This is a genomic window from Ferruginivarius sediminum (genome assembly GCF_003344765.1).
Lineage (GTDB): Bacteria > Pseudomonadota > Alphaproteobacteria > Kiloniellales > Rhodovibrionaceae > Ferruginivarius > Ferruginivarius sediminum.
Genome location: NZ_QPMH01000036.1, coordinates 1 through 17,036, shown reverse-complemented (window position 1 = coordinate 17,036; position 17,036 = coordinate 1). Strand labels below are relative to the sequence as shown.

15 protein-coding genes are annotated in these 17,036 nt (G+C 69.1%); all 15 read right to left on the bottom strand.

Annotated elements, in window-relative coordinates; genetic code table 11:
- Window positions 1-113: 113 nt before the first annotated feature.
- Window positions 114-1,967, bottom strand: coding sequence for an ABCB family ABC transporter ATP-binding protein/permease (locus tag DRB17_RS19315; RefSeq protein WP_114583872.1), 1,854 nt, complete (start codon window positions 1,965-1,967; stop codon window positions 114-116).
- A gap of 10 nt (window positions 1,968-1,977) precedes the next feature.
- Complete coding sequence (locus DRB17_RS19310; RefSeq protein WP_114583871.1) at window positions 1,978-4,683, bottom strand: hypothetical protein; 2,706 nt, start codon at window positions 4,681-4,683, stop codon at window positions 1,978-1,980.
- 24 nt (window positions 4,684-4,707) lie between these two features.
- Window positions 4,708-6,858, bottom strand: a complete 2,151-nt coding sequence (gene scpA, locus DRB17_RS19305) for a methylmalonyl-CoA mutase (protein WP_114583870.1) — start codon at window positions 6,856-6,858, stop codon at window positions 4,708-4,710.
- A 373-nt stretch (window positions 6,859-7,231) separates the two neighbouring features.
- Window positions 7,232-7,792 carry a hypothetical protein gene (locus DRB17_RS20095; RefSeq protein ID WP_147274971.1) on the bottom strand — a complete coding sequence of 187 codons (561 nt, stop codon included), beginning with the start codon at window positions 7,790-7,792 and terminating at the stop codon, window positions 7,232-7,234.
- A 117-nt stretch (window positions 7,793-7,909) separates the two neighbouring features.
- Window positions 7,910-8,788 carry a TIGR01459 family HAD-type hydrolase gene (locus tag DRB17_RS19295; RefSeq protein WP_161958904.1) on the bottom strand — a complete coding sequence of 293 codons (879 nt, stop codon included), beginning with the start codon at window positions 8,786-8,788 and terminating at the stop codon, window positions 7,910-7,912.
- 104 nt (window positions 8,789-8,892) lie between these two features.
- Window positions 8,893-9,756 (bottom strand): PAS domain-containing protein, encoded by an 864-nt coding sequence (locus DRB17_RS19290; protein WP_161958903.1) that lies wholly within the window; start codon window positions 9,754-9,756, stop codon window positions 8,893-8,895.
- A gap of 227 nt (window positions 9,757-9,983) precedes the next feature.
- On the bottom strand, window positions 9,984-11,045 hold the full coding sequence (locus DRB17_RS19285; RefSeq protein WP_114583866.1) for a quinone-dependent dihydroorotate dehydrogenase: 1,062 nt from the start codon (window positions 11,043-11,045) through the stop codon (window positions 9,984-9,986).
- 12 nt (window positions 11,046-11,057) lie between these two features.
- Complete coding sequence (locus DRB17_RS19280) at window positions 11,058-11,402, bottom strand: DUF952 domain-containing protein (RefSeq protein ID WP_114583865.1); 345 nt, start codon at window positions 11,400-11,402, stop codon at window positions 11,058-11,060.
- Window positions 11,403-11,451: 49 nt separating this feature from the next.
- On the bottom strand, window positions 11,452-12,084 hold the full coding sequence (locus DRB17_RS19275) for a 3TM-type holin (RefSeq protein WP_114583864.1): 633 nt from the start codon (window positions 12,082-12,084) through the stop codon (window positions 11,452-11,454).
- 3 nt (window positions 12,085-12,087) lie between these two features.
- Window positions 12,088-12,498, bottom strand: a complete 411-nt coding sequence (locus DRB17_RS19270) for a cell wall hydrolase (RefSeq protein WP_114583863.1) — start codon at window positions 12,496-12,498, stop codon at window positions 12,088-12,090.
- Entirely contained in the window at window positions 12,495-12,809 is a 315-nt protein-coding gene (locus DRB17_RS19265) for a hypothetical protein (RefSeq protein WP_114583862.1), read from the bottom strand. Before DRB17_RS19265 ends, DRB17_RS19270 begins: the two co-directional genes overlap by 4 nt.
- A 247-nt stretch (window positions 12,810-13,056) precedes the next feature.
- The gene (terL, locus tag DRB17_RS19260; RefSeq protein ID WP_277738589.1) at window positions 13,057-14,559 is read right to left on the bottom strand and encodes a phage terminase large subunit; all 1,503 of its coding nucleotides are present in this window, start codon (window positions 14,557-14,559) and stop codon (window positions 13,057-13,059) included.
- On the bottom strand, window positions 14,556-14,909 hold the full coding sequence (locus DRB17_RS19255) for a hypothetical protein (protein WP_114583861.1): 354 nt from the start codon (window positions 14,907-14,909) through the stop codon (window positions 14,556-14,558). Before DRB17_RS19255 ends, terL begins: the two co-directional genes overlap by 4 nt.
- 61 nt (window positions 14,910-14,970) lie before the next feature.
- Window positions 14,971-16,740: a LamG-like jellyroll fold domain-containing protein gene (locus tag DRB17_RS19250; RefSeq protein ID WP_114583860.1), complete on the bottom strand. Its 1,770-nt coding sequence runs from the start codon at window positions 16,738-16,740 to the stop codon at window positions 14,971-14,973.
- Window positions 16,741-16,773: 33 nt separating this feature from the next.
- On the bottom strand, window positions 16,774-17,036 hold a 263-nt coding region (locus tag DRB17_RS20385), incomplete at its 5' end, for a hypothetical protein (RefSeq protein WP_161958902.1).

Genomic DNA, 17,036 nt, shown 5'->3' with positions numbered 1-17,036 from the left:
CCGCGGTATCCAGGCCAAGGGGGTAACGGGCTCACGGCCGCAACGCGGTGCCGGGTCATGACCCGGCACCGCGTCACCGCCCATCCTGCCAAAATTCAAAGACACAAGGGGAATCACGCCCGCCGCCGGGTTTCCGCCGCCCGCACCTCCGCCTCCGCCGCCTCGTTCTCGTCGCCGCCGGCTTGCTGGCGGGCCCACATCACGGCGTAGGCGCCGCCGGCGCGGATCAGGTCGGCGTGGCGGCCGCGCTCGACGATGCGGCCCTGTTCCAGCACCAGGATCTCGTCGGCGTCGACCACGGTGGACAGGCGGTGCGCCACCACCAGCGTGGTGCGCCCGCGCGCCACCTCCGCCAGCGAGGTCTGGATCTCGCGTTCGGTCTTGGTGTCCAGCGCCGAGGTCGCCTCGTCGAACAGCATGATGCGCGGCTGCTTCAGGATGGCGCGGGCGATGGCGACGCGCTGCTTCTCGCCGCCGGAGAGCTTCAGGCCGCGCTCGCCCACGACGCTGTCATAGCCATCCGGCAGCGCCATGATGAAATCGTGGATGCGCGCCAGCCGCGCGGCCTCGTGAACCTCCTCCGCGCTGGCGCCGGGCCGGCCGTAGGCGATGTTGTAGAAGATGGTGTCGTTGAACAGCACGGTGTCCTGCGGGACGATGCCGATGGCCGCGCGCAGGCTGTCCTGCGTCACCTCGCGGATGTCCTGGCCGTCGATCCGAATGGCCCCGCCGGTGACGTCGTAGAAGCGGAACAGCAGCCGGCTGATCGTGGACTTCCCCGCCCCCGACGGGCCGACGACCGCCACCCGCCGCCCGGCCGGCACGGCGAATTCGATGCCGTGCAGGATCGGCCGCCTGGGGTCGTAGCCGAAATCGACGTTGTCGAACTCGACGTGCCCGTCGCTGATCTCCAGCGGCCGCGCATCCGGCTTGTCCATCACTTCCGGCGGCTGGTCCAGCAGGTCGAACATCGCCTCCATGTCCACCAGCGACTGCTTGATCTCGCGATAGACGGTGCCCAGCAGGTTCAGCGGCACGGAAAGCTGGATCAGATAGGCGTTCACCATGACGAAATCGCCCACCGTCATGTTTCCCGCCGCCACGCCGAAAGCGGCCAGCGTCATGATCGCGGTGATACCGATGGCAAGGACCACCCCCTGCGCCCCATTCAGCGCCGAAAGCGAGACCCGGCTCTTCGTCGCCGCATCCTCGTAGATGCGCAGGCCCTTGTCGTAGCGCCGCGCCTCGTGCGCCTCGTTGTTGAACGACTTGACCGTCTCGAAGTTCAGCAGGCTGTCGATGGCGCGGGTGTTGGCGTCGCTGTCGGCGGTGTTCATCTCGCGGCGGAAGCGGATGCGCCATTCCGTCAGGCGGAAGGTCAGCGCGACGTAGCCTGCGATGGAGACGATGGTGACGGCGGCGAAGCGCCAGTCGAACATCCACCACAGGATGCCGCAGACGAACAGGATCTCGATGATCGTGGGCGCGATGTTGAACAGCACGAAGGTCAGCAGGAACTCGATGCCCTTCGTCCCGCGCTCGATCGCGCGGCTGAGGCCGCCGGTGCGCCGATCCAGATGGAACCGCAGGCTGAGCCGGTGCAGATGTCGGAACACCTGCAAGCCCACCTGGCGGATCGCGTGCTGCGCCACGCGGGCGAACACCGCATCGCGAATCTCGCCGAAGCCGCGCGCGGCCATCCTGACCGCGCCATACGCCAGCAGCAAGCCCAGCGGCACCGCCACCAGAACGTTCTCGGCGTTCGGCGACAGCGCGTCGGTCGCGTACTTGAGAACGATGGGAACGTAGACGTTGGCGACCTTGGCCAGGATCAGCAGCACGACGGCCGCCATCACGCGCAGGCGCAAATCCTTCCGGTCCCGCGGCCACAGGTAGGGCAGCAGGCGGCGGATCACGTCGATTTGCTGGCGCCAGGCCAGCTTGTGGTCAACCGTGGTGGGGCGCATACCTCGGTAGCTACTGCTGACGGCCGAGCGAGCGTGCCAGCAGAAGATACAGCTTGCCGACGTCCGCCGTCATGAAGGTCGCGCTCAGCACGTTCTCCGGATCGCAGTTGCTGGCCTGGCTCAAGAGGGATTCGAACTGGCTCATGTAACGGGTCGCCTTGTCGCGGAACTGGCCGTCCGATTCGTAAAGTCGCTCGATCTCGCCATGCGTAAAGCGGTCGCGCCGGCTTAGCAAGCGCCGGGCGAAGACGGAGCGATCGCCGCGCTGATAGCGTTTCCAGACGTCGTCGGGAACGTCGCTGTCCATCACCTGATCCAGGTCGATGGCCATGGAGTTCAGGTCCTCGATCATCACCGTGGCGGTGCGCAGGAACACCTCGCGCTTGCCCTCTATGCCGCTTTCGCGCACCTGCCGGGCCTGCACCGCCGCCTCCTCGGAGGCCTTGACGAGGTCCTGGCTCTGCTGGCGGAAGCGCTGGCCCAGGGCCTCTATGCGCTCGGCCACCTCCTCGACGCTGCGCTGCAGCGCCTCGCCACGCCGCTCCATCGCCGTGCCCAGGTCGCCGGTGCGGGTCAGCGCCTGCTCCACCGCCTCGCTCAGGGCCGCGGTCTTCTGTTCCGCCAGATCGCCCATGCGGGTCAGGCGCTCCAGCGTCTCCTCCTGGCCTTCCGCCACGTCCGCCTTCTGGGCGCGCAGCTCCTCGCGGATCTCCTCGGTGGTCTGGCGCGCCTGACGGGCCATCTCCAGCAGGTCCTTGGCGGGGCTGCTCAACATCTGCCCCATTTCCCGCGTCAGGTTGCGCAGGTCGGCCGAGATCTGGCCCAGGTCGCGCACCTCCTCCTGCGCGGCACGGCGCAGGCGGGACGCCTCCTCGTGCGCCTGCTTGAACGCCGTGGCGATCTCCGCGCTCTGGTCGCGCAGCGCGCCGGACAGCCGCTCGGTGCGCTCGGTCGCGGCCTCCGCCGCCTTGCCCATCAGTTCGGCCCGGCGCACCACCTCCTGGCCGGAGCGGCCAAGCTGCTCGCCGGCCTGTGCCGCCAGCTCGCCCAGGGCGCGCGCCTCCTCGCGGAAGGTCTCGCCGGCCCCGCGCGACTGCTCCACTGCGCGGCGCCCGGCCTCTTCCAGTGCCTGCGCCTGCGGGGCGATCTCCTCGCCCATGCGCCGCAGGCTCTGCTCCGCCGAGGCGGCGGCGTCGCTCAGGCGGCCAGCCTCGCTCTCGCCCGCCGTGCGGATGCGCTCGCCGGTGACGCGGGCGCTCTCGCCCAGGCGGCGCTCCAGGTCGCCGGCCCCCTCGTCCATGCGGGCCACCAGGGCTTTCGCCGCCTCGTCCAGGCGTGTGCCAAGGGCCTCGGCCGCCGCCGCGCTGTCCTGCTCCAGGCCGCGCGTGCTGTCGGCCAGCGTCCGCCGGGTCGCCTCTCCGGCTTCCGCCAGACGCCGGCCCGCCTCGGCGACGGTTTCCTCCAGTCCCGCCGTGGCGGCCTGCCGCGCGTCGTCCAGGCGGCTTTCCACGTCGGCTACGGTCTCGCCCAGCTTGCCGCGCATCCGTTCCTGCGCCGCGTCCAGGTCGCCCTGCAGGCCCTGCGCCGTCTGCTGCACGCGCTCGCGCAGCCGCTCCGCACTGTCGCCCAGGGCCGTCGCCTCCGCCCGCACCGCCTCGCCGAAGCCGCGGCTGCGCGCCTCGGCGGTATCGAAGACGTCGCGCAGGTCCTCGGTCCGCCGCTGCAGGTCGCTGGACAGCGCCTGCGCCCGCTCGGCCACCTCGCCGGAGAGACGACTCAGATCGTCGCTGCGCCCGGCCAGGGCATCGCTCAGCCGCTCCACCCGCTCGACGGCCCGCTCGCCCGCCGTGTCCAGCTCGGCAAGCTGCCCGCGCAACGTTTCGCCAAGGCTGGCGGCGTGGTCGCCGACCTGCTCGCCCGTGCGGCGCAGCGTATCGACATCGCCTTGCAGGCTGTCGCGCACGCCCTCGGTGGCGGACCGCGCCCGCTCGGCGGCGTCTTCCAGTTCGCGCGCCCGCTCGGCCATCGCCTCGGCCAGGGAGCGGCCGCCATCGCGGGCCTGCGTCTGCGCGTCGGACAGCTCCGCCACGGCCGCACGCAGGGACTGCGCGATCTCCTCGGCGGTGCGCGAGGCCTCCCTGGTCGCCGTCGTCAGGGTGTCCGCCTGCGTGTCGGTGGCCTGGCGCGCATCGCTCAACAGCCGGTCGATCTCGCCGCGCACGCTGGTCAGGCTGTCAAGCTGGTCCTTCAGGCTGTCGCGCACGTTCTCCGCCTGGCTGGCGGCACGCACACCCGCACCCGTCAGTTCCTGCGACTGCTTGCGAAAGCCCTGTTGCAGCTTCTCCAGGCGGGCGGCGACCTCGTCGGAGGTGCGCTCCAGGCTCTCGGCCTGGCCGCGCAGGGAGTCGGCGACGCGGGCGACGCGCGACTCCGCCTCCTCCGGCGGATAGGTCATGGCGTTCAGGCGGTTGAGAAGCTCCCGCGTCTCGCGCCGCAGCGTGCCGCCGCGCAGCAGGAACAGCAGCAGCAGCCACAGGAAGGCCAGCGGCGCGAACACGCCCGCCGCCATTGCCCCCAGTTCGTGCGGCAACAGGATCAGCGCGTTCGACCAGCCGACCGTGGTGGCGATGTACCACCAGCCCGCCGCCAGCCATCCGGCCGTCGCCGCCAATCCGACCGTAAGGCCGGCCCACCAGCCCAGCGCTCGCCCCGCCATGAGCCCCCCGCCCGTTTCCTTACGCTATGCCGCCGCCCGGTGCCGGCGCACGGTGCCGATGATCTCGCTGGCGGCGTGCGGAATGTTGGTACCCGGCCCGTAGACCGCGCTGACGCCCAACTTCAGCAGCGTATCGTAGTCCTGCGGCGGAATCACGCCGCCGCAGACGACGATGATGTCGTCGGCCCCGGCCTTCCTCAGCTCCTCCAGAAGCTGCGGCACCAGCGTCTTGTGCGCCGCAGCCTGGCTGGAGACACCGATCACGTGAACGTCGTTCTCGATGGCCTGCCGCGCGGCTTCCTCCGGCGTCTGGAACAGCGCTCCCACGTCGACGTCGAAGCCGATGTCGGCGAAGGCCGTTGCGATCACCTTGGCGCCCCGGTCGTGGCCGTCCTGGCCCAGCTTGACCACCAGCATACGCGGCCGGCGACCCTCTTCGCGGGCGAAGGCCTCGACCTCGTCCTGAATGCGGCGAAAGCCGTCGTCGCCTTCGTAGGCCGAGCCGTAGACGCCCGAGATTGAGCGGATCACCGCCCGGTGGCGAGTGAACTCCGTCTCCAGCGCGTCGGAGACCTCGCCGACGGTCGCCCGGGCCCGCATCGCCTCGATCGACAGCGCCAGCAGGTTCGACTTGCCGTCGCGCGCGCCCTCGGTCAACGCGGCCAGCGTCTCCTTCACCTTCGCCTCGTCGCGATTGGCGCGGACTTTTTCCAGCTTCTTCACCTGATCCTGAAGAACCTTGGTGTTGTCGATGTCCAGGATCTCGATCTCGTCGCGGCCTTCCGGCCGGTACTTGTTCACGCCGACGATGACCTCCTCGCCCCGGTCGATGCGCGCCTGCCGCTTCGCGGCGGACTCCTCGACACGCATCTTCGGCATGCCGGACTCGACCGCCCTGGTCATGCCGCCCAGCTCCTCGACCTCGTCGATCAGGGCCTGCGCCTGCTCGATCAGCTCGTTCGTCAGGCTCTCGACGTAGTAGCTGCCGGCCAGCGGATCGACGACGTTGGCCACACCCGTCTCGTGCTGCAGGATAAGCTGCGTGTTGCGCGCGATCCGGGCGGAGAAGCGGGTTGGCAACGCCACCGCCTCGTCCAGGGCGTTGGTGTGCAGCGACTGCGTGCCGCCCAGCACGGCGGCCAGCGCCTCGTAGGCCGTTCGCACGACGTTGTTGTAGGGGTCCTGCTCGGCCAGCGACACGCCCGAGGTCTGGCAGTGCGTGCGCAGCGCCAGCGATTTCGGGTCCCGCGGCTCGAACTGCCGCATCAGGCGTGCCCACAAGGTCCGCGCCGCGCGCAGCTTGGCAGCTTCCATGAAGAAGTTCATACCAATCGCGAAGAAAAACGACAACCTCGGCGCGAATTTATCGACGTCGAGGCCGCGCGCCCTCGCCGTGCGCACGTATTCGAGGCCGTCGGCCAGGGTGAATGCCAGCTCCTGCACCGCCGTGGCGCCGGCCTCCTGCATGTGGTAGCCGGAAATCGAGATCGAGTTGAACCGTGGCATATGATTGGCGGTGTACTCGATGATGTCCGCAACGATCCGCATCGAGGGCTCGGGCGGATAGATGTAGGTGTTGCGGACCATGAACTCTTTCAGGATGTCGTTCTGGATCGTGCCCGAAAGCTGGTCCTGGCCGACGCCCTGCTCCTCCGCGGCGACGATGTAGCCGGCCATCACGGGCAGCACCGCGCCGTTCATGGTCATCGACACGCTCATCTTGTCGAGCGGGACCTGGTCGAAGAGGATCTTCATGTCCTCCACGGAATCGATCGCGACACCCGCCTTGCCGACATCGCCGACGACACGCGGATGATCGGAATCGTAGCCGCGGTGCGTGGCCAGGTCGAAGGCGACGGAAAGCCCGGCCTGCCCGTTCGCCAGCGCCTCGCGGTAGAACTTGTTCGACTCTTCGGCGGTGGAGAAGCCGGCGTACTGGCGCAGCGTCCAGGGGCGGTTGGTGTACATCGTCGCCCGCGGCCCGCGCGTATAGGGCGGGAAGCCCGGCATCGAGCCCAGGTGGTCGAGCCCTTCCAGGTCTTCCTCGGTGTAAAGCGGCTTGACCTCGATGCCCTCGGGCGTGTGCCAATCCAGCTTCGAGGGATCCTCGCCCTTCAGCTCCCGCTTGGCCAGCGCCTCCCAGTCGGCGCGCGTCTTCCTCGGAAAATCCGCCACCTCGGCTCCTCCTTCGCGTGTGCAGCAAAGAAATATAGCGAGATTGCGGGCAAGTCGTCTATGCGGGCGTTGACCCGGAGTCGCAACAATCCAGCCCACGCATTGCGCAAGGCGCTCGGGCAGCCGCTATATAGGGAAAACGTCCGTCCCTTATCGCGGGAAAATCAATCCTGGTCGATATCCAGCCGCTCGGCATCTTCGCGGGTGCCTATCGTTTCGGCCCCGCGATGCCGCTCGATCGCCGCCCACTGCTCTTCGCCAAGCTGTTGCAGCACACTCCGCCGCGAGCGCAAAACCTCAAGTCCGCACCGGAAACTTTCGTTCCGACCCGTCAAGAAGGCGTTTTCCTGGACCAATGCTGATGATGACCGGCTCATTTCTTCACCTCTTTAGCATAGTATGAGTGAACCATGCCTGATGTCGCAAGTTTGAATCCCAGAGTCTCGTAAATGTGGACCGCCCCCCTTACCGGGTTCTTTATCTTGAGGCTCCGCTTCCCAAGTATCGCGGCATAGTTATCCGCGGCATCGATGACGATCGGAGCGATATATCCAGAAATCGGGTTGGTGCCCCAGTATCTCTCAAGAAAATGCAGGGTCAGGTTGTCTTCTCCACGCGAGGGGAGACCAACGGCCAGGGCACAAAGGGTACTCCCGCCCCATAAGGCGACCTCGAACCGTTTCGGTCGCTTGCGGAAATGCACCGCGAGAACATCCCATGGGAATCCGACAGGCCCGCCGTTATCGTATTGTTTTCCGTGCCACCACGCCTCCCAGAAGTTAAGAGCAGCAGCATCGATTGGACAAAGCGAAAGGTCGAAGGGCGCGTCTCGCCAATTATGCTGCGGAAGGACATCGGCACTGGCTTCCTGGGTAGCATGCCGAGCGGCGGCACGCAGACCTTCGTAGCGGGCTTTCGCCAAAGCAAGCTGCATGTCGAGTGATCTTGGAGTGGAGAATCGATTATTGCGCTACGACTCAAAAATCATGGGGACATGCTATTTGCAAGTCCGTTCGAAAATATTCAACTTATGATCGTATAAACTGAAATCTCACCAGCGGAATGCGGCCATCGCGGCGGTCGGCTGCTGGGCTTCGCGGGCGTAGAGGTCGGCCAGGTCGCCGGGTTGGGGCGTCTCGCCCATGTGAACCTTCAATTCCTCGCCGTGGATGCCGCCGGTGATCAGGACGGAATCGATGCCGACCGCGTTGGCGCCGGCGATGTCGGTGCGAAGGGTGTCGCCGACGGCCAGAACCCGCGCCGGGTCCGGGTCGCCCAGGATGTCGAAGCAGGTGTCGTAGATTCCCCGATGCGGCTTGCCGTGATAACGCACCTCGCCGTCCAGCTCTTCGTAGCGGCGGGCCACGGCGCCCGCGCAAAGCTCCCGCTCGCCGCCGCGCATCACGACGAGATCGGGATTGGCGCACACCATCGGCAGCTCGCGGTCGGCGGCCTGGCGCAGCAGCGGCTCCAACGCATCGAGGTCGATCTTGGCGCTGACCGGCCCGGTGTTCAGCAGGAATTCGGCGAACTGGATGTCCTCGACGCGGGTGACGTCCAGGCCCTCCTGCATGTTGGCGTCGCGCTCGGGTCCCAAGTGATACATGCGCCGGCCGAGTTCGCGGTACCAGTCGTTTGGCCGGTCGCGCAGGTGGCGCCAGGTATCCTCGCCCGACGACATCAGGTGGTGATAAAGATCGCCGTCCAGTCCCAGGCGCTCCATCGTCCGGGCGACATGAACCGTCTGCCGGGGTGCGTTGGAGAGGACGAGAAGCGTCTTGCCGCCCGCCTTCAGGCGGCGCATGCACTCGACCGCCTCGGGATACGCCCGCACGCCGTCGTGCAGCACGCCCCAGAGATCGAGGATGAAGGCATCGTAGTCGTCGGCCAGCTCGGACAGGCCTGACAGGATCGGCGGGGTGTCGGTCATCGCGGGTTGGCCAACCATTGACGCGTGCAGGAAACGGGAAGCGGGACCGGGCGCGGCCACCGGGCCAGCCCCGCCCGCTTCGGAACTTCGTCCCGCAGTTAGCGTCAATCGTTGTCGCCGTCCAGCCCCTCGACGAGCGTCGTCAGGGTGTGGCGTGCCCAGGCCCGCTCGTCTTCCGGCATTTCGGCCAGCGCCTCGGCCACCGTGCCCAGCGGATCCTGCTGCAGGACCTTCTCGCCCTCCGGCGTGATCTCGATCGGTCCGCGAAACCCGTGCTTCTTCAGGTAGCCCTTGCCGACCAGCGTGGAGACCGTCGTGGACGCCGTGCCCATCGTCGTGTGATGGGCCTTGGCGAAACTGGTCAGCGTGCGCTCGTCCGGCGGCGACAGCTTGAAGAACCGCAGGGCCGACCACTGCGCGGGGTGCATGCCCTGACGATAGTTTTCGCGGATGTACCGACGGAACAACGTCTCGACCAGAAGCGCGATCCGGTAGCTCTCGGGGACCGGGGCACCGGCGGGGATCAACTCCGCCTGCTCCAGCGGCCGCACCAGAACGACGAAAGCAGCGCCCATTCCGAGCCCGGAGGACGCATCCACCCGCAGGCCCGTCGCCTCCACACGCCGCGCGCCGCCCGAGTTCGTATCCACAGTCAGCAGCATCCGGCTCGCGCCGTCGCGCTGCACGCTCTGGCCAAAGCGCCGCGACGCGTCGGCGCTGACGCCCTCGGCATAGACGGTATGCAACGGCCGTTCGGAAAGCTGCTCGCGCGGCTGTCCGACAAGCCGGCAGAACGCGTCGTTCGCGTAGAGGATGACCTGCTCTTCCGGGCTTTCCGAAGCCGATGTGGCGACGACCGGGCAGTCCATACGGTCAAGGCCCTCGGCAAGGCTCCCCTCGCCGGCCATGCACGACGTCAAGAGGTCATGTAGCACTTCGACTGTGCTGTAAGCCTTGGTCTGGCTCATTGTGGTTATGTAGTCCGCGTTGGAAAGGCGGCCTCGCTCTAACATGGGTAAAACCAAATTCCCACCTAATTTAGCACTCAGAATATTTAGCCTTTTGTGGCGGAGTTCTGCTTCTTCGCGAGATGTCCACCGCATGATTTGCTAAACCCGTAATTGTCATCACGGGCTTAACAGCACAAAACACAAAAAGTTGAAGTTACGCGAGGAATATTCCGCTAAATTGCGATCTATCGGTCCATGTCCCTGGCTTCCGACATGGAACTCAGGCCGTCCCGGCGTAGGCATGCCGCAAGCTCCCGTTTGATCCGCGCCACCGCGCCCGGCCCGGCGTAAACCAGCCCGGTGTAAAGCTGTACGAGACTGGCGCCCGCCCGGATCTTTTCGTAAGCATCGGCACCGCTTGCGATGCCGCCCACGCCGATCAGCGGCACGCCCCCGCCGGTCAGGCGATACATCTCGCCCAGCAGCCGGGTGGAGGGATGGAACAGCGGGCGGCCGCTCAGCCCGCCGCGCTCGTCGCGGTGCCGGCCCTTCAGGTCGGCGGGACGCTCGATCGTGGTGTTCGAAACAATTAGCCCGTCGAGTTCGCGTTCCAGCACGACGCCGGCGATATCCTCGCGGTCGGCAACGGTCAGGTCGGGCGCGATCTTGAGCAGCAGCGGCGGCGTCGCGTCCGGCACCGTTTCCCGCAAGGCGTCCTGCACGCGGGCCAGCAGCGCCGCCAGTTCCCGGCGCCCCTGCAGCGCCCGCAGGCCGGGCGTGTTCGGGGAAGAGACGTTGACGACGACGTAATCGGCGTAGCCGGCCAGAGCGCGCACGCCAGCTTCGTAGTCGGCGGCGGCGTCCTCGCTGTCGCGGTTCTTGCCCAGGTTGACGCCGACGATGCCCTTGCGGCCGCCGGCGCGAAAGGCCCGCAGGTTCGCCGCCACGGCCCCGGCACCGGCGCTGTTGAACCCGTAGCGGTTGATGACGGCCCCGTCCCCGGGCAGGCGGAAGACGCGCGGGCGCGGGTTGCCGGGCTGCGGGCGCGGGGTGACGCTGCCCACCTCGACGAAGCCGAATCCGAGGTCCAGCAGCGGACCTATCGCCACCGCGTCCTTGTCGAAGCCGGCCGCGATGCCGACCGGATTGGGAAACCGCCGGCCCCACAGCGTCTGCGACAGGATTGGGTCGTCCGCCTCGCGCTGCCGGGGGCCGAGGCCCAGCCGCAACGCTCGCAGCGTCAAGTTGTGCGCGGTCTCCGGGTCGAGGCAGCGAAGCAGGGGGACGGCCGCAGAGTAGATATCCAACCTGCCCTCCGGCTACAGCGGCGGGAAGATGTGGCGGCCGTCCGGCCCCAGCGGCAGGTCGTGAACCGCAACCACGGCCGCCACGGGCAAGGCGGCGTAGAGGTGCGGGAAAGCCTGGCCGCCGCGCGAGGCCTCCCAGCGCAGGGCGTCGCCCAGCGCCGCCGGATCGACCTCCAGCAGCACGAGGCCGTCCTGCCCGGCCAGATGCACCTTGGCCGTCTCGACCGCCTGCGCGGCGGTGGAGAAGTGGATGAAGCCGTCGCGCAGGTCCAGGTCGGAGCCGCGATAGGCACCCTCGCGCCTTGCCGCCTCCCATGCCGTGCGCTGGCAAATATGGTAGATGCGCTGCCCTGTCATGACGGGGTGGAGGCTACTCGATCCGGCATCGCTCCCGCCACCCCTCGCATTATCGACCGCCCGGCGGTCCCGGCGGCCGCTGCGGCGCCACGGCGGGGGCGGCGTTCGCGGCTTGCGCACCGCCGGCTGGCTCGCTGCCGCCAAGAATCGGCGCCGTCAGACGCTGCACCAGACTTGGCGCGGGCGTCCGCCCGGCGGCGACCGCCTTGTCCTGCGAGCGCTTGGCGACGTTGATGCCCAGCACCGACAGCGCAACACTCCAGATCACCGAGAGGTGCGTCATCGCCGCCAGGATCTCGCCGGCGTGCTTCGGGGTCATGACGACGGCGTAGGTCAGGCCCGCCATCTGCACCGTCCAGGTCACCGCCACCGCGTAGCCGAAGGTGGGCCGCCAGCGGCGCACATAGGCGTCCTCGCTGCGCGCCTCGGTGCGCATGGTCTCGTTGATCTGGGCCAGGACGCCGGTCTCGCGCTCCACCGACAGGCGGGTCATCGCTTCGACATGGCGGTTGGCGGCGGCAAGCTGCTCCGGCGCAACGCGGTCGCCTGCAAGCGCGTCGCCGACTTCGCCAAGCGCCTTCGACGCCGCCCTGGCCGCCGGATCGTCGATGGCCGACAGCCCGCTGGAGACGACGCGCGTCAGGATCGGCAGGCCGATCTGGGCGAGTATGGCTGGCAGCACGGCTCAATCCTCCCGCTCGTAGAAAATGAAGTCGCCGACTTCGGCCGCCGGCGTCATTTGCGCCGCCCAGCGCGGCTCGACGTTGCGGCGGTGATAGTGGGTCGCCCCGCCGATGTAGCCGGGCAGCGCACCGGCAAGCGCCCGACGCGCCGTGCGCAGGCAGGCGCGGTAGCGCGCGTCGTCGTCCGGCGGCGCCGGCAGCTTCGGATAAAGCCGCTCCCGCCCCGCCTGCCGGCGCAGCCGGTTGGCCTCGGCGACCGCCAGCGCTTCCAGCGTGCGCACCGGCTCGTCAGCGTGGGAAGCGAACAGGCGATGGGCGATCCAGGCGGCATCCAGCTCGGCCGGGTCCGCCTCCGGCACCGGCGGCGTGCGGTACATCGCCACCAGCGACCTCGCCGCCCGGGCCGCCTTCATTCCCGCTCTCCCATCGCCGGGAAGCCCAGGGAATCCAGCTTCTTCTCGATACGCACCAGATGCGACGTCAGCCGCCCCTCGGTGTCGCGCAGGGCGGGGATCGAGGCGTAGGTGGTCGCCACCTCGACCTTGTAGGCGGCAAGCTGCTGGCGCTGCTCGGCCTGCTCGTCCTCCAGGCGCCGGCGGACGGCGTCCAGGGTCTCATGCAGCTCCCGCTTGATGCGCCAAATCAGTAGGAACAGCCCGGTCATCGCCGGTATCTCGACCACGGCGATCCACCAGGCGAAGTTCATCGTCCAGAACTGCGTCATCGATGGCTCCTGATTGGGTTTGGGATTGTTGGGGATGTCTTCGGCACCGGGGCGCCCCTCACCCTGTCCCTCTCCCCTCTCAAGCGGGGCGAGGGGACGATAAGCGCACCGTCACGGCCACTCGGCGGCGGGACGGCCATGTTCGAATGCCCGCGCGTTTGTCGTTCCCTCTCCCCCGCGTCGGGGGAGAGGGACAGGGTGAAGGGGAAGCTGCCTGCCTTGCCGACGAAGTACTCTCGCGCCCCGCTCACACCTCGAAATCGCTGGGCGCGGAGATGCCGCCCGCCCCCGGCCGCCAGTTCCAGCGGCCCGACGATGCCTGGCGCGGCAGGCGGACGGGTTCGGTGAACAGGCAGCCCGCGACAGCGTCCAGGCCGTCGTCGCGGACGCCGGTGGCGCCGGGCCGCCACTCCCGCATCTCGCGCAGGAACGGTGTCTCGCGGATGCCGCGGTGGGCGTGCAACGCGCCAGCGGCCAGCGGGGCGTCGAAGGCCTCCAGGATGCGGACGTCCTTGGAACGGTGCGTGGCGATCTCCCGCACCGCGCAGGGCACGCCCATGGCCGACAGCTCCCGGCGCAGCAGGCCCGGCAGGAAGCGGCCCAGCCCGTTGGTCTCCAGCGTGATGCACGGCAGGTAGAGCGACCGCGCGAAGCGGGCGGCGGCGCGGCACTGCTGCGTCGCCTCGTCGACCTCGGCCAGCTTCGCCGAATCGTGCGTCAGATAGGCGATGCGGTGCAGGTAGTACCGCCCCTCGCCATCGACGAAGACGGCGGCGATGACGCTGCCGTCGCCGCCGCGCGGCGAGCCGTAGGACGGGTCCCACCAGCAGCTTGCGGAAACCAGACGCCGCCCGGCCAGGGTCAGCACCGCCTCGCGGTTGCCCTCGGCGTAGTCCAGTTCGCCGTCGTAGAACACCAGCTTGTCGGGATCCAGGCGCCCGTCGGCGATGTTCACCGGCTGCAAAAGCATCTGGCTGGCGAACTTGTTCGGACCGCTGCGCCGGCGCATGGACTCGATCTGGCGCGGCGGAAACCGCTCGGGCCACGCCGAGGTCCCGTCGCCTTCCAATAACGGCAGCTCCAGCCGCCGGAAGCCGGCGAGGAAGGGCTGCTCCTCGCCTGCGTCGGTGCGCGGCGTCCCGGCATAGATCGTGTAATAGGTGTGCGGCGTGCCGACGTAGAGCTGCATGCCGCCGCTGACCAGGACGTAGTCGATCTCGGCCAGCCGCTCGCGCAGGTCGGTGCGCTTCTCCGCCGTCTCGCAGGTGTTCGGCACCTCCACGTCGTCGCAGATCACGACATCCGCGCGGCTGCCGGTGATATTGGCGCCGATGCCGCGCGCCAGCATCGACGGGTCGCGCAGCTCGTGCGGGCGCTCGACGGTGAAGCGGTCGCTGGCCCACTGGTCCAGGCGCTCCGGCTTCAGGCGCTCAAGGAAGGCGTGGCGCTCCACGATGCGCTTGACGTTGCGCACCATCTTCACGGCAAGCGCCTGGTCGGCGGCCAGCACCAGAATGCGCAGCGACGGATCGCGGCCCAGCAGCCAGGCGCAGAACAGGCCGACGATGGTGGACTTGCCGGCGCTGCGGAAGGCCATCAGCAGCAGCTCGCGCTCGCCGCCTTGCCAGGCCTCCTCCAGCCAGCGCGCCATCCGGGCGTGCAGGCGCGGCATCCCCTGGCCCTGCTGGCGGTACCACAGCCAGACGAACTCGACGAAGCCGGGCACCTTGGTGGGCGGCTCGCCGCTCACGGCTCGTCCTCCATGTGGCCGACGGCGGTGCGGGCCTCGCGCACCAGATCGTTCAGCGGGTTCTCGCGGCGGCCACGGCTGTCCGCGCCGCCGCCCGCCTCGCCCTTCTGCGGCTCGGCCAGGCGTTGCAGCCGGAACAGCGCGTCGAGATGGCCGACGGCGGCCTTGCAGGCGGACTGGTAGGCGGCGAACGCCTTGGCCTCTTTCTCCTTGTCGTGCTTCTCCTTGTCGTTGGCGTCCTTGTCGTCGAAGGACCGCGCGAATTCCGTGTAGCGGGCCAGGGCTTGCCGGACCAGCGCGGGCAAGGCTTCGGCGACCTCGCCCCGCGCGTCGTCGGGCGCGTGGGTCATGCTGTCTTATCCTTCCTGTCAACGGGGCCGGTGAGGGATTGCAGGACGGTGTACCGGGGTGTCACCCGGTCAACGCGGCCAGCGCGGCGTCGTCGAGGTGCCGGTTCCAGACGCTGACGCGGCGGACGTGGCCGTTCCACTGGTTGCCGGCGTGGTAGCTGCCGATGCGCAGGAACGTTGGCGCGGCGGGCTCGGCAATCGTGTCCGCGTCGGCCTTGGTCCCGTCCGCGAACAGCTTGCGCTGACCGCCGCCGACGGCGATTGCGAGCCTGTGGCTCTCGCCGTCGGACCAGCCGGCGGTCAGCGCCCCCAGGCTGCCCTGCGAGGCGCCGCCGCTCTTCGTGAACACTTCGACCCGGCCGCTGGAGCCGTTCCAGTAGAGGTTGTGCCGGTCCGGGTCGCCGCCGGTGTCGAGCGACACCAGGCGCAGCGCGCCCGCGGCGGCAACGTCGGCCAGCCGCGCCTCGGCGACGACGCTGAGCCCCGCCGCACGCAGCCAGTCGACGCTGTTTGCGGTCACGATGTCGGCGGCCCGGCTAGCGCCGCCGCCGGCGGGCGTCTCGATGAAGCTGGTGGCCGAGGCGCCGTCCTCGCACTGGAAGGCTTGCAGCGATCCGCCGACACCGAAGGTCACGTCGCCGGAGGAGGCCAGCGTGAAGGTCACCGGCGCGCCTTCGTTCGCCGTGCCGCTGGCCGCCCCCGACAGGGTACAACTTCCGCTGCCCTTGAGCGAAAGCGTGTAGGTCCCGGCGGCAAGCGTGCGCGTCTGGCTGGCCGGGTTCAGGCTGTCGTGCAGGAAGTTGGTGCGCGCGGCCTCGATCAAGGCGCCCAGCGGCTCCCAGGTGACGGGATCGTGGTCGATCCGCAGCTCGTCGCTGCCGGCGGTGACGAGCTGGCCCCGCGCGTCGTGGTACATCGCCGGGCCGGCGCGGCTGACGCTCAAGCCGTCGAGGCCAAGGCCCAGGAGGAAATCGACGCTCCAGGCCGGCATCGGCTCGACCGTTGGCACCAGGGCGGTCCAGCGCACGCGCTGTATCGCCAGGTCACCGCGCAGCCGCTCCGCCGGCATGTTGACGGATGCGTCCTCGGCCTTGCTGGCCCAGTGCCGGGCCGAGAAGGCGCCGCTCTCGACCTCGACGTCGGGCGCGGTTTCGGCCCAATCTTGCGCCTTGGCTTCCGACGCGGCGGCGGCCGAGGCGCTGGCACCAGCATTCGTCTCGCTGCCCGCGGCGTCGCCGGCGGCGGTCTGGGCCGCGTCGCGGTGCTGCTGGGCCTGGTCCACGGCATTCGTGGCGTCGGTGGCGGACTGCGCGGCGGCATCGGCGCTGTCGCTGGCCTGCGCGGCCGCCAGGACCGGATCGGCGAGCACCGTCGGCCAGCCCTGCGCGTCGAACGCCAGGACGGTGTTCTCGCGCGCCGCGCGCGGCGGCAGTTCCAGCGGCCCGTCCTCGTCGTGCGGGGCGCGGCGCAGGGCGTTGGCGTCCCTGGCTTCGACCTGCTGCACCATGAGGGCAAGGCGGTCCAGCTCGTCGTTCAACGCGCTGGCCCGGAATTCCCCGGATTCGACGAAGTCCGTCGCGCGCTCCACCGGCATGTCGCGGTAGAGCGTGATCCGCGTGTCCGCCGGCGGCGGCGAGGAAAAGGTGACGGTGCCACCGTCGGACCGCCCGGTCCCGTTGACGGTATGCGCGCCGGGCGCCGTCCCGTCGTCGAAAACGACGACCAGGTCGGCGGGGGCCAGGATCGGGAAGGGATAGGTGAAGGCGGTCTGCACGCCGTCCGCCACGTACTGCACGAACGGCCGCGTATCGCCCACTGTGATGTCGGTCATCGCGAAATGTCCTTTTGGGGGATGGCGCGGGGATCAGAAGATGCTGCGGCCCTGGAGCTGGTCCAGAATGCCCAGCGAGGCGCGCTGGCGCCGGCCGGTCGCGTCCAGCAGGTTCTCGCGCCGGTCGTTGGCGATCTGCTGAAGCTGTTCGTCGCGCTGGGCGTCGATCTCCTCCAGGTCGAGGTCGGTCTCGGCCTCGTCGAAGGACTGGCCGGTCGCGGCCCTGCGGCCCAGCCCCTGCTCGACGGCGCGGGCGGAGGCGCCGCCGGCCACGCCCCGCGCGGCCGCCGAGGCAC

Excerpts from the sequence above, each read along its gene's own strand:
- DRB17_RS19315 (WP_114583872.1), bottom strand. The coding sequence starts at position 1,967 with ATGCGCCCCACCACGGTTGACCACAAGCTGGCCTGGCGCCAGCAAATC.
- DRB17_RS19310 (WP_114583871.1), bottom strand. The coding sequence starts at position 4,683 with ATGGCGGGGCGAGCGCTGGGCTGGTGGGCCGGCCTTACGGTCGGATTG.
- DRB17_RS20095 (WP_147274971.1), bottom strand. The coding sequence starts at position 7,792 with ATGCAGCTTGCTTTGGCGAAAGCCCGCTACGAAGGTCTGCGTGCCGCC.
- DRB17_RS19295 (WP_161958904.1), bottom strand. The coding sequence starts at position 8,788 with ATGACCGACACCCCGCCGATCCTGTCAGGCCTGTCCGAGCTGGCCGAC.
- DRB17_RS19290 (WP_161958903.1), bottom strand. The coding sequence starts at position 9,756 with ATGAGCCAGACCAAGGCTTACAGCACAGTCGAAGTGCTACATGACCTC.
- DRB17_RS19280 (WP_114583865.1), bottom strand. The coding sequence starts at position 11,402 with ATGACAGGGCAGCGCATCTACCATATTTGCCAGCGCACGGCATGGGAG.
- DRB17_RS19270 (WP_114583863.1), bottom strand. The coding sequence starts at position 12,498 with ATGAAGGCGGCCCGGGCGGCGAGGTCGCTGGTGGCGATGTACCGCACG.
- DRB17_RS19265 (WP_114583862.1), bottom strand. The coding sequence starts at position 12,809 with ATGACGCAGTTCTGGACGATGAACTTCGCCTGGTGGATCGCCGTGGTC.
- DRB17_RS19255 (WP_114583861.1), bottom strand. The coding sequence starts at position 14,909 with ATGACCCACGCGCCCGACGACGCGCGGGGCGAGGTCGCCGAAGCCTTG.
- DRB17_RS19250 (WP_114583860.1), bottom strand. The coding sequence starts at position 16,740 with ATGACCGACATCACAGTGGGCGATACGCGGCCGTTCGTGCAGTACGTG.